The following is a 12,346-nucleotide window of genomic DNA, read 5'->3' on the forward strand; positions in this document are numbered from 1 at the left end:
TTTGTGCAGTATTTCTGGCGCTAACTAGCTAAATTTTAATGTTTTAGTTCTATTTTAACCCTAATAGGCCACCACGCCCGGTAAGCTGAATTTTTGGAGTAATACACAGTGGATTTACAAACCGCTCTAGCTGAGATAAAACGCGGTGCAGAAGAGATATTAATTGAAGACGAATTAGTTGAAAAATTAAAGTCTGGTAAGAAGTTAAAGATCAAAGCGGGTTTCGATCCAACTGCGCCTGATCTACATTTAGGTCACACAGTACTTATCAATAAAATGAAAACCTTCCAAGACCTAGGTCATGAAGTGATTTTCTTGATTGGTGATTTCACAGGTATGATTGGTGATCCAACGGGTAAAAACGTGACACGTAAACCGTTAACCCGTGATGACGTGCTTGCAAATGCCGAAACATATAAAGAGCAAGTATTTAAGATTCTTGATCCTGCTAAAACAACGGTTGCATTTAACTCTACGTGGATGGAGACATTAGGTGCTGCGGGCATGATCAAACTGGCTGCGCGTCAAACAGTAGCACGTATGCTAGAACGTGATGACTTTAAAAAGCGTTATGCCGGTGGCCAATCTATTGCAATCCACGAATTTTTATATCCACTTGTTCAAGGTTGGGACTCAGTTGCATTAGAAGCAGACGTTGAACTAGGTGGTACTGATCAACGTTTTAATTTACTAATGGGTCGTGAGTTACAAAAAGACGAAGGTCAAAAGCCACAAACAGTGCTAATGATGCCGCTGCTTGAAGGGACTGACGGCGTACAAAAAATGTCTAAATCATTAGGCAACTACATTGGTATTACTGATGAACCAAACGATATGTTTGGTAAAGTGATGTCAATTAGTGATGAGCTAATGTGGCGTTATTATGACTTACTAAGTGCGTTATCTATTGAAGAAATTGCTGCACTTAAGCAACGCGTTGCAGAGGGTGTTAATCCGCGTGATATTAAGATTGAACTGGCTAAAGAATTAATTGCGCGTTTCCACAGCGCAGATGCAGCCGAAGGTGCACACCAAGATTTCATCAAACGATTCCAAAAAAATGCTTTACCAGATGAAATCCCTGAAGTGACTGTAACCATCGCTGAAGAGTCGGTCTTTATCACTAATTTGCTAAAAGAAGCAAACTTAGTAGCGAGTACGTCTGAAGCAATGCGAATGATCAAGCAAGGCGCAGTTAAAATTAATGGTGAAGAAAAAGTAACAGATACTAAGCTTGAAGTTGCAAAAGGCACCACTGAGATTTACCAAGTAGGTAAACGTAAGTTTGCAAAGATCACGGTTGCTTAATACTTCCATACTAAGCAAAACAAAAAACCAGCTTCGGCTGGTTTTTTTGTCGCAATTAGTTAACGAGCAATAGTGTGGCTATTTCGATTGCAACGATTGATAGCAGCCAGAATGCTTTTGCTTGATTTAAACGGTTTACAAGCACAGGAATATCATCGGCAGTGGGTAATCGTTCGGTGCCTACACGCATTTTATTGTAACGTTCGCCTTGATAAAGTGCGGGGCCGCCAAGTTGTACGTGTAAGGCTGCTGAGGTCACACTTAATAACCAGCCTGTATTCGTTTGATAAAAATGTCTACCGTAGTATTTAATATAATGAATACTGTGTTTACTGGCATTGGTTGCCGCAATCGTGATGGCAACTAATCGAGTGGGTAGCCACTCAAGGACAAATAACAGCTTTGCGATAGGTTTTAAAAATGGACTATTTGGCTGTTGCTTTTTACGCCATGATTGGTGAATAAGCGTTAATAAACGATAAACGATTGCGCTAATAGGGCCGCCGATTAAATAAAAGAATATAACGGCAAAATAATGCCTCGCACTTTGCAGCACCAATGACTCCATGGTGGCTTTACAGATACCTGGCGATGAAAGTCGTGACACATCACGTGCAACCAAACTCGATAGTAGCTCTTTTGCGATAGCTTTTTGATTTTGTTTTATGAGTCTAGCAATACGCAGCGACTTCTTTTCTTGTAAGCGGCTACTTAGCAGTAAATATAAGATTAAGCCATTCAGTAACTCGGGGTAGAAAGCAAACTCTAAGAACAATACAACAAGAACGACAATCACTAAAACGGTCAAAGTAAAGGCAAGGGTAGAGGCAATATATTGATAACTCGTGGGGTTTGAACGGTTATATAAACGCTCTCCCAAGGCTGCGAATATAATGCTTAAAAAAGTGTTGGGGTGATACCAGCTAACTAAGGGGAAAAAGCGCTCAGCAAGGAGCGCTATAAAAAATACAATAATGTCCAAATGGGTTTGAACAAAATGTGTAATCACCTTATAAACTCACCGAGGTCAGTTTTTCTAATAGGGCCACAACCATTTTTGATGAATTAATTGATGCTGTTTCAATGTACTCTTCAAATGACTGCGGTGATTCTTTACCCGCTATATCTGACATAGAACGAATAACCACAAATGGAGTTTCAAGTACGTGGCAAGCTTGAGCAATTGCAGCGCCTTCCATTTCTACGGCAAGCATTGTAGGAAATTCAGCACGTGTTTTTTCTATACGTACCGGGTCACACATAAACGAGTCGCCAGTACAAATTAGACCAATCATGGTCTTAACATCACTGATTTGGCTAACGCTTTGTTCTGCAGCTTCAATCAGTTTTGGGTGAGCTGCAAAACCAGCAGGCATTTGTGGTACTTGACCGATTTCGTAACCAAACGCAGTAACATCAACATCGTGGTGACGCACTTCAGATGAAATAACCACATCACCCACATTTAATGACGGTTCAAAGCCACCCGCAGAACCGGTGTTGATCACACAATCAGGTGTAAAGTTATCAATCAGTAACGTGGTCGCTACTGCAGACGCCACTTTACCGATGCCAGACTGAACAAGTGTTACTTTATTACCTGCTAATTCGCCTGTGTAGAATGTAAACCCTGCTTTTGTCATCGTGCTTGGGTTTGCCATTGCCTCGCGTAAGATTTTTACTTCTGGCTCCATCGCGCCAATAATACCAACGTGCATAATATTTGATTCCTTAGATTGAATAGGATGATTATACCTAAAAATGTATAAAACAAACAAAAAAGCAGACCCGAAAGTCTGCTTATGCCACTATTATGACAACTTATATTTCAGCAAGTGCGGTAGAGCTCGTATGAGCTTTTGCTTGAGATGGCGACAATACTGCAGGCTTTGTAACACGGTTGCGTGTTGGTCTTATCGGCGCTGCTGCAGGTTTCCCTAGCTTAAACATAATCGCATCACGGACTTCCCTTGGTTGATAACCCGATTTCACCTTCATACGAATATGAGGAATGCCAGCCGCTTCTAATGCGCCACTAACAAACCAATCTCGCTGTGCTTTATGACCGTCTTTGTTGGTATTATTTACTAAATCAACCGCTGCAACGATTGTTAGCTTTTCTTTATCGATAAGCACATAATCTAATTGCTTACCTTTTGCCTTCGTCATGGCTGCTCGCTTTGCTTTAACAGACAAGCCTTGCTTGCAGTCAATTAAATCGATTAGTTTTACGCGGCTTACAATTTTGTATTGATCGCCAACGGCACGTTCAAGAAGGTTTAAAAAAGCACTTTCAACTTGAGTAAAAACACTTTGTTTACGAGTGAAAGGGTACGGGTTTCCGCCATCATCGCTGAACTTTGACGCAACAACAGAAGCCACTACGACTAAAACTAAAATTGATAATAAAGCGAATTCCATAAGGTAACTCCACAACAACAAATTGACACTGAAAAATAAAAGCAATATGTGTGCCTAAGTGTCGGGAGTTACCAAATTATTTAAGCAGTATAACCGCCAGCAACTCCTTTTACGGCAATTGCAACAGCATCGTGCGCATGGAGTGATTCGTAGTGGTTGATTTGCAACCAGTAATCGGCATAGTTTTGCTCTTCTAACAGCCCTTTGATTTTACGAGCCGCGTCTTCACAGAACATCAGGTTTTGGCCATTTAAACGTGCAAATTCTTGCTCGTCTTCACGTTTAACTGCCGCTTGCACAGGGGTTTTTAATTCACCTTCTAATGCATCTATTAAGCCAACCACATCAAAGCTGGTGAGAGCGTTATCAAGCTTCACTTTCACATTTGCAATTGATCGCTGAGAGTGCGGTGTGGCGACAATCCCTTCTGTTGTGCCAAGCCAGTTTAAAACTGTTTGTTTATCAAGTTGTTGCTCTGCAAATTTTTCATCAAATGCATGTTGAATTAATTGCCTTGCGAGCGCAGCTGAGCATGGGCAAGTCGATGAGTAAGTGACATCAACCATTAGCTCAAAGCTTAATACACCTTGATTAATTTTGGCTATTAGGTGGATTGGGTAGTTTTTCCAACCCACTTTGCCACTCAATAGAGACTCACGACGCAACGGAAGCTCAAACTTAAATTCAATTTGTGCTTGGTCACTTAAATCATCATGGCTACTAATAAAGGTATCAAGTGCCTGAGCAAGTGTTTGTGGGTTCACTTGCTGCTCAGTTGATAAGGTATCGAGTGCTAAAAATAAGCGCGACATGTGAATGCCTTTCGCATCTTCTTTATGTAAATTTACAAATGCGCGTGCTTTAGCAACTACATTTACAGGGGCAATATTGCGAGATTCAAAAATGAAAGGAAGTTCAATTTCGCCCATGCCAACCCAGTCTAATTTTCCTGTTCGTAAGGCGGGAGCCGTATCAGCAATATCTGGCATCGTGGTCTGCATGGTAATACTCATTCTTTGCAATTATTAAAGCGCGGTATTTTACATGAAAAAATATAAAAAACGCGGCGTTGATGAAAAAATTCTGTGTTTATCGCACAATATGAATATTTCATAAGGAATAGTGATAAAATTAGCTATGCTGTTTTTTTTAGATTATGTGCCTAAGCTTTATCTATGATTGATTCTTCTTTGAGTCCGTGGGCTCGCACACTCTCAAGCTTTATATCAAAATACGGTGAATTCAAAACCGCCGCAGCTTGCTATGCCCTGTTATTGGTTATGTCTTTAATATTGTCGTGTATGTTTTACTACGTGGCAGTTGGAACCGTAACCTTAGTTGATGTATTGGCTGTAATGTTTTTTACGGCTGTCGTATCGCCAATTTTAATTTCTGTACTGTTAAATTCTATTCGTCAGTTAGAAGCGTCATACAGTTACTTAGACAGTGCAACCAAACAAGAAAAGCTCTTAAACCAAACGTTAAAAGACAATATTAGTCGCCTTAATGAAGAAATTGACGAACGTAAAATGGCGTTTCATGCCAAACACCGAGCAATTGAAGAGTTAAGACGAGAAATTGCCGAGCGTAAGAAAACACAACAAGAGTTAGCACAACAGGGCATGTTACTTCGCTCTATTGTCGACTCCTCACCCGATTTATTCTACTACCGTGATAACAATGGTGTGTTCGCTGGGTGTAATAAAATGTTTGAAGAGGTGATTGGTAAAAGTAGCGAAGACCTGATTGGCAAAAGTGTCGAAGAAATTTACCCAAGCGATTATCTACCTGAAGTATTACGCACCGACAAAAAAGTGTCGCAGACTCATCAAGCACTCACTTTAGACGTTGAATACCCTGTAGCAGGGGAGAAACGTTGGTTTGAAATGCGTAAATTGCCGTTTATTAATGAAAAAGGTGAATACATAGGCTTACTTGCGTTCGGTCGTGATATCACCAGCCGTAAAGAAGCTGCTCAAGCGCTAGAGGCAGCCTACAAAGATAAAGGGAAATTCATTGCTACTCTGAGCCATGAATTAAGAACCCCACTTAATGGCATTGTTGGTTTAACCCGCATGCTACTCGATACTGAGCTCGATAAGCAGCAACGAAGCTGGTGTAATACGGTGTTCTCAAGTGCTGAAACGCTGGGTAATATCTTCAATGATATTATAGATTTAGATAAAATTGACCGTGAGCAACTTGATATTGTAGCCGATTCAGTGAATGTTGCAGACTTCATCAATGATGTTGTGAACTTTGCGGGTTTAATTGCTGAACAAAAAGGCCTCGACTTTAATATCAAGCGTAAAGGCACGCTTGATGTGTATGCGTCTTTAGATCCGACCCGCCTTCGCCAAGTTGTTTGGAACCTTATTAATAATGCGGTGAAATTTACCCAGCAAGGTCATGTAGAACTCGAATGCCGCCGTGAAAATCGCCCAGATGGGCCTTGGTTAGTGATGCGAGTGAGTGATACAGGACAAGGGATCCCTCAAGAGCAGCTACACCGTATTTTTGATATGTATTATAAAGCGCCAGATATAAATGGCACCAACGCAATTGGCTCGGGAATTGGTTTAGCCGTAACCAAAGCGTTGGTTAGTGCTATGAAAGGTGAAATACATGTTAGCAGCACAGAGGGCGAGGGCAGTGTATTCGTGGTAGAAATCCCCCTTAAACTTTGTATTGCGCCAACCGAGCAAAGCTATGCAGTTCGCAGCTTAAACATTTTGTTAGTTGAAGATGTGCCATTAAATGCTGAAATAGCAACTAACCTGTTAGAGCAGCGGGGTCACGAAGTTATTTGGGCTGAAACCGGTGAAGATGCGCTGTCGTTTGTTTACACCGAGGATGATTTAGACTTAGTGCTACTGGATATGCAATTACCTGACATTAATGGTGATGAAGTAGCAAGGCAAATTCGTGATGATGAGCATTTTGATAACTTACCGATAGTCGCCCTTACCGCCAACGTAAGAAGCGCCGAAGAGGAGCTCGCTGGTATAAGTATTCAAGGTGCATTAGCAAAACCAATTAACACCACGAAGCTTGATAAAATGCTGGGTGAGCTATTTGATATTAAACAGCAAAAAGTACCTGACTCTGCATCTGTTAAAGCCGCTAAGCCGAAAGATCTTTCCGGTATCAAAGTAGAATTACTCGACATTGAAACCATTGAAGATTTTGTTGGCTCTATGGGGTTAGAGGTGTTTAAACGCAGCGCTGCGTTATTTGCTAAGCTTAACCCGCAGTATCAAACAGAATTGGCCGATGCTCTGGCTATAGACGACAGAGAAGAATATAAATCGGTAGCCCATAAGCTAAAAGGTGCTGCAGGTTCTGTTGGTTTAAACGATGTGCAATTACATGCTAAAAAGATGGAACACGGTGCGCTTGATGAGAGTGCAGAAGAACTGCAAGAGTGGTTAAGTGTTTTAGCAGACAAAATAAATGAAGGGCATGAAGCCCTCCAATTATTTTTACAACAGTTAGAAGATTAGTTCTAATTAGTTGTCAATTTTACCAATGAAGCGGTAGCCTTCACCATGGATGGTGCTGATAAGCTCAGATGTGCTGTTATCGCTTTCAAAGTGTTTTCTAATACGACGAATTGTTACATCAACTGTACGGTCGTTAGCACGTAGCTCGCGGCCAGTCATATGCTTAATAAGTTGTTCACGGCTAAAGATACGGCCAGGAGAATCAAGCATTAAGCGTAACGCACGGTATTCACCTTTAGGCAGACGTTTAGCATCGCCACTTGGTGATGTTAAACAACGGCTGTTTTCATCAAGTTCCCAACCGTTAAATGTAATAACACCATTTGTTTCGATATTAGCTTCTTCGCCACCTAACGCTGTACGAGAGATTAGGTTGCGCGCACGAATCGTTAGTTCGCGAGGGTTGAACGGCTTAGTGATGTAATCATCTGCACCAATTTCAAGACCTAGAATACGGTCAACGTCGTTGTCACGACCTGTTAAGAAAATCAGGCCAACATTGCGTTTTTGACGTAATTCACGAGCTAAGATTAACCCGTTTTTACCTGGTAGGTTGATGTCCATAACTACAAGGTTCACATCATCATTATTTGTAAGCTTGTCATGCATATCATCGCCATCAATGGCTTCAATAACTTTGTAACCTTCAGCTTCAAATAAACTAACGAGGTTTAGTCGAGTTACGTCTTCATCCTCTACGATCAGAATGACTGGCGTTTGCATTGTATATTAACCTTTTCGGAAATTTTATTTACAAAAATTCGGTATTATCAAGCAAAACCGAATACTAGAGATTATAGGAGTAGATCCAATTGTTAACAAGTAAAATCAATTTGGATAAAACTTAGCCATAGCTAACAATCGAGATTGCACTTTAAAGTTCTGCTGCAATACGTGCTGCTTATTGATATACAGTCGGATTTTATTCCCTTCTTGAACCAGAGAGGCTATGCCGCCGTTTTCTAAAAAACTGATACTTTCACCTATTGTTAAAGTATCCAATGAAATTGTATCGGTCCAAAGTGGAAGTATATCATTTTCTAATGTTTCATCAATGTATGTGATATCACAAAGTTGAGAAAGTTCAGAAATTTGCTGAGTTTTTTTAACTAATATCACATTAATTGGTTTGTTGTTAATTTGCAGTTCATCTCGGTCCTTCATAAATGCACCAGGGCCACTATTTAAACTGTAAAAACAAAATGACACAGGGCGTGCAGTGTCATCATGTGTGAACTCAACAAACTTCGCAATTTGAAATAAAAATGCCGACTTTACTTGGTCAGGCGACTTAGCCTGCGCGGGGTATGTTATAAGCACTAATACAAATAGATAAAAGAGCGCTCTCATTAAACTGCACCTTCGTTTAATGGCAGAGTAATAATAAAGTGAGCGCCTTCATTACTTAGCTCATCGTAAATAATGCTGCCCCCTAATGCTTGGGTAACTAAATTATAAACGAGGTGCATGCCTAGACCACTTCCACCTTCGCCACGTTTGGTGGTAACAAAGGGGTCAAAAATTCGTTTTTTAATCGATTTGTCTACCCCAACGCCATTGTCGAAATAATGAATGACTAAGCTGCTCTCATTACGCTCAACGTCAAAGGTTATTTCGTTATTTTGATTGTCAGTAAAAGCGTGTATCACGGAGTTACTTAACAGTTGTTGTAAGATCTGTTGCAGCGGCCCTGACTTTGTTTCGATGCTAATGTCGTGACTGCAATTAATGTTTACTTTAGGGCTGCGGTATTCAATTTCTGAACGCATTGAGAGCACAACATCACTTAGTAGGTTATGTAAGTTAACCAGAGAAGTCATTTCGCCATCTTGGTTTACAGCCACCTTTTTGAAGCTCGACACCAGTTCGGCAGCGCGGTTGAGGTTACGATAAATTAAGTCGAGGTTTTCAATGCCATCATTTATAAAGCGTTTTAAATGTGCCGATGTTAAGGTTTTTTGTTCAAACAGCGTATTGATTTCAGCCAGCTTGTCACGCAACAGCGTCGACCCAGTGATCCCCAGACCAATTGGGGTGTTAACTTCGTGTGCCACCCCTGCAACCATTTGCCCCAACGAAGCCATTTTTTCGTTTTCAACGATTTGGTTTTGATATTGATGCATTCGCTCAAGGGTGTTGAGTAGCTCTTGGTTTGCTTCACGAAGGGCAATGGTTCGCTGATTTACTTTTTCTTCAAGGCTTTGGTTGAGTTGTTTTATCTCTTGTTTGTCTTTTTCATGGCGCTCAATTTGTTTTTGAGTGCGCGCAAGCATGATGTTTAAGCTGCCCGCGAGTTGATTTATTTCATCAATATTGGTTTTTTGCGCGCGCGTTTCATAATTATGATTTTTAGAAACGTCTTGCAGCAACACACTTAGCTCATCAATGGGGTTTGCAATACGCTTTTGAATACTTCGCGCAACAAAAAACACTAATACCAGTACGAACAGCGTCAGTAGGATATCAATCATAATTTTATGATTAATGTATTCATTTAATCGGTCTAGACCACCGCGAATATACACATAGCCAATGGTGTTCCCCTCGTAAACGATAGGGGTAACAAGCTCAATAACCTTATCTTTAACATTAGGTACTAATAAGTCATTAATACTACCTACTTTAATTGGAACGGGCGGCGTTTTGCTGGCGTTAAAGCTACTGAAAAAAACCGGTTCATTAGAAAGCTCGTCAATAGAGTAAATATGAATGTTTTTTATTAAAGGTACTGACTCAAATGATTTTAAGCGCTCAGTTTCTGTTTCGTTATCGTCGAATAGCACGGTAACTTGTGCGTTGTATGCGACAATTTTAGATAAAATAGTAATCTTATCGATGATGAGTGATTTTTGCTCTTTTACATCAAGGTAGGTCGAAATAGAAATAGATAGCGACAAACAGAGTGCGGTAACTAACATTACTGCGTTAGTTAAAGCTTTGCGAATACTTGTTTGTGCAGAGAATATTGACATGCGCTGTCTAAAGCCAATCTTTTTAGTATTATTAGTAACTTCTTAGTCTAGCAAAGACAACAAAAAGTAACTAAATAATAAGAAAAATATTTCAACAACCAATATTAATTAACGAAAACTAAGCCGCTGAGTAAACTGAAAACTTAGTATTTTTGAAGTCAGTTGTGTATTGACCAAATTGTGCTTCAAGAATAGGAGGGTATTTCAGAAAGCTGTTCGCGACGATTGTAAGCTTACCCTGTTTAGTAAGGTGTTGTTTTGCATTAGCTAAAAACGCTTCAGCAATTGTGTAGTCGGTCGCAATGCCGGTATGAAAAGGTGGATTACTGATTATTAAATCAAATTTACCATCAATACTTTCAAGACCATCACTTAATATTGCGTCACCTTGTAAATTGTTTAACGCAAGAGTCTGTGTGGTTGCATAGGTTGCAAGTGCGCTGACATCACTGCAAGTAAACACAAGGTCAGGGTGTTTAATACCTAAATAGGCGGCAATTACACCGGCCCCACAGGCAAAATCGAGTACTTTACCTTTACTGATATTAGGAGCGTTATTTAATAGCACAGCGGTCCCTACATCGAGTGCGCCATGGTTAAATACCCCCGGTACACTGATAGCGGTAAATTCAAGATTGCCCGCTTTAACTTGAAATGGCTTGTGGTAACGGCTGATATCAAAACTATCGTTTAATGTCAGCTCAGAGAAAAGGTATAGAATACAGTGTTTGGCGCTATCGATTTTGTTACTAAAACCACATAAATCCTTAAGCTGTTTTTCTGCTGACTTAACGCCACCTTTGTTTTCACCAACAATAAGAAGCTGTGCATCTTCTTTACAAATAGCGCGAATATTATCAAGACACATTAAAGCTTCAGGCTTCGCTTTAGGGTAGTAATAGATAACTAAGTCGTAATTCCCTTCAGGAATAGTGTGATCAACCACCGCACGTACGCCATTAATTTTACTGGCATACTGTGCATTTGCGTGGTTATAGCTAAATGCAGTTATGGCCGCATTTGGGTTTAATGCTTTTAGCTCTCGTAAAAAGCCATCTTGTTCAAAGTTAACCACTAAAATGGATTGCCCAACTAACTCTTCGTCGTTGCGAAGTAATAATAAACTGGGGTTGGTTAACTTACTCATTCTGGCTTTACCTTATGTTACTTCGTACGTTCAAACATTAAATCCCATACACCGTGACCTAGACGGTGACCGCGTTGCTCAAATTTAGTCAACGGGCGAGAATCAGGGCGAGGAACATAATCGTTTGTTTCAGATTGGTTTTTGTAACCTTCTGCAACTTGCATAACTTCTAGCATGTGTTCTGCGTAATTTTCCCAGTCTGTTGCCATATGGAAAACCCCACCTATTTTTAACTTGCTACGTAGTTTTTGTGCAAATTCAGGTTGCACGATACGACGCTTGTGGTGACGCTTTTTATGCCATGGATCAGGGAAAAACAGTTGCAGCTTAGATAAGCTTTCATCGGCAATACAGTCAGCCAACACTTCAATAGCATCGTGCTCAAATACACGTAGATTGGTAATACCCGCTTCATCGGCATCCATTAAACATGCACCCACACCTGGGCGATGTACTTCGATACCAATAAAGTTTAACTCAGGGGCATTTTTAGCCATTTCAACAAGTGATTTACCCATACCAAAGCCGATTTCTAATACGATATCGTTATCGTTACCAAAGACGTCTTTCAGGTCGAGCATGCCGTTTTTATGCTCAAGGCCCATTGTTGGCCAACACTTTTCGATGGCGGCTGCTTGGCCTTTAGTTAGGCGACCTTCGCGCTTAACGAAACTACGAATAGTGCGGATATATTTACCCTCTTGCTTTGCTTGCTCGAGGTTAGGGTTACTTGAGTCATTCATATAATTTGGCCTGATAAAAACACGGACTATAGAAAAAGGGTGCGTATTATCCCTGACCAGCGCCTTGAGTACAATAGTTAGGACCTGTTTATCTTTCGAGATTAATTTTGCTGTAGTGAATTTGCTATTGAGGCATGGCGGAGTTTATGAAGTGGGGAGGGGGCATAATTGGCAAAAAAAGGTGTGTCGCTGTTAAATACGCGAATAAATATGCGAAGCGCTTTTGCTCTATTTAGGGACGGATTAACTCTT

11 protein-coding genes are annotated in these 12,346 nt (G+C 40.5%); 2 read left to right on the forward strand and 9 right to left on the reverse strand.

The window, feature by feature from the left end; all coding sequences use genetic code 11:
* The first annotated feature begins 108 nt into the window (after positions 1-108).
* Positions 109-1,308, forward strand: a complete 1,200-nt coding sequence (tyrS, locus tag ACSSVW_RS11570) for a tyrosine--tRNA ligase (RefSeq protein ID WP_065978412.1) — start codon at positions 109-111, stop codon at positions 1,306-1,308.
* A gap of 55 nt (positions 1,309-1,363) precedes the next feature.
* Here tyrS and ACSSVW_RS11575 read toward each other — a convergent pair whose 3' ends face one another.
* From ACSSVW_RS11575 to folE2, 4 genes are all read right to left on the reverse strand, one after another.
* The gene (locus tag ACSSVW_RS11575; protein ID WP_454179377.1) at positions 1,364-2,317 is read right to left on the reverse strand and encodes a cobalamin biosynthesis protein CobD/CbiB; all 954 of its coding nucleotides are present in this window, start codon (positions 2,315-2,317) and stop codon (positions 1,364-1,366) included.
* Between the two features lies 1 nt (position 2,318).
* Positions 2,319-3,026, reverse strand: coding sequence for a 5'-methylthioadenosine/S-adenosylhomocysteine nucleosidase (gene mtnN / locus ACSSVW_RS11580; RefSeq protein ID WP_065978410.1), 708 nt, complete (start codon positions 3,024-3,026; stop codon positions 2,319-2,321).
* 103 nt (positions 3,027-3,129) lie between these two features.
* Positions 3,130-3,729, reverse strand: coding sequence for a DUF2726 domain-containing protein (locus ACSSVW_RS11585; RefSeq protein WP_036970456.1), 600 nt, complete (start codon positions 3,727-3,729; stop codon positions 3,130-3,132).
* Between the two features lie 80 nt (positions 3,730-3,809).
* A complete protein-coding gene (gene folE2 / locus ACSSVW_RS11590; protein ID WP_454179378.1) occupies positions 3,810-4,730 on the reverse strand; it encodes a GTP cyclohydrolase FolE2 in 921 nt (306 codons plus the stop codon).
* 174 nt (positions 4,731-4,904) lie between these two features.
* Here folE2 and arcB point away from each other — a divergent pair, with 174 nt between their 5' ends.
* Complete coding sequence (gene arcB, locus ACSSVW_RS11595) at positions 4,905-7,232, forward strand: aerobic respiration two-component sensor histidine kinase ArcB (protein ID WP_182396175.1); 2,328 nt, start codon at positions 4,905-4,907, stop codon at positions 7,230-7,232.
* A 6-nt stretch (positions 7,233-7,238) separates the two neighbouring features.
* Here arcB and arcA read toward each other — a convergent pair whose 3' ends face one another.
* The 5 genes from arcA to trmB all read right to left on the reverse strand — a co-directional run bounded on the left by arcA (position 7,239) and on the right by trmB (position 12,094).
* Positions 7,239-7,955: a two-component system response regulator ArcA gene (arcA, locus tag ACSSVW_RS11600; RefSeq protein WP_036970449.1), complete on the reverse strand. Its 717-nt coding sequence runs from the start codon at positions 7,953-7,955 to the stop codon at positions 7,239-7,241.
* Between the two features lie 105 nt (positions 7,956-8,060).
* Entirely contained in the window at positions 8,061-8,582 is a 522-nt protein-coding gene (locus ACSSVW_RS11605) for a YfiR family protein (RefSeq protein WP_036970447.1), read from the reverse strand.
* Positions 8,582-10,204, reverse strand: coding sequence for an ATP-binding protein (locus tag ACSSVW_RS11610; RefSeq protein WP_421419389.1), 1,623 nt, complete (start codon positions 10,202-10,204; stop codon positions 8,582-8,584). Before ACSSVW_RS11610 ends, ACSSVW_RS11605 begins: the two co-directional genes overlap by 1 nt.
* A 118-nt stretch (positions 10,205-10,322) precedes the next feature.
* Entirely contained in the window at positions 10,323-11,351 is a 1,029-nt protein-coding gene (locus tag ACSSVW_RS11615) for a methyltransferase (RefSeq protein WP_454179379.1), read from the reverse strand.
* Positions 11,352-11,368: 17 nt separating this feature from the next.
* Positions 11,369-12,094, reverse strand: coding sequence for a tRNA (guanosine(46)-N7)-methyltransferase TrmB (trmB, locus tag ACSSVW_RS11620; protein ID WP_074989461.1), 726 nt, complete (start codon positions 12,092-12,094; stop codon positions 11,369-11,371).
* Between the last annotated feature and the right edge of the window lie 252 nt (positions 12,095-12,346).

Source organism: Pseudoalteromonas sp. MBR-15 (assembly GCF_053628915.1).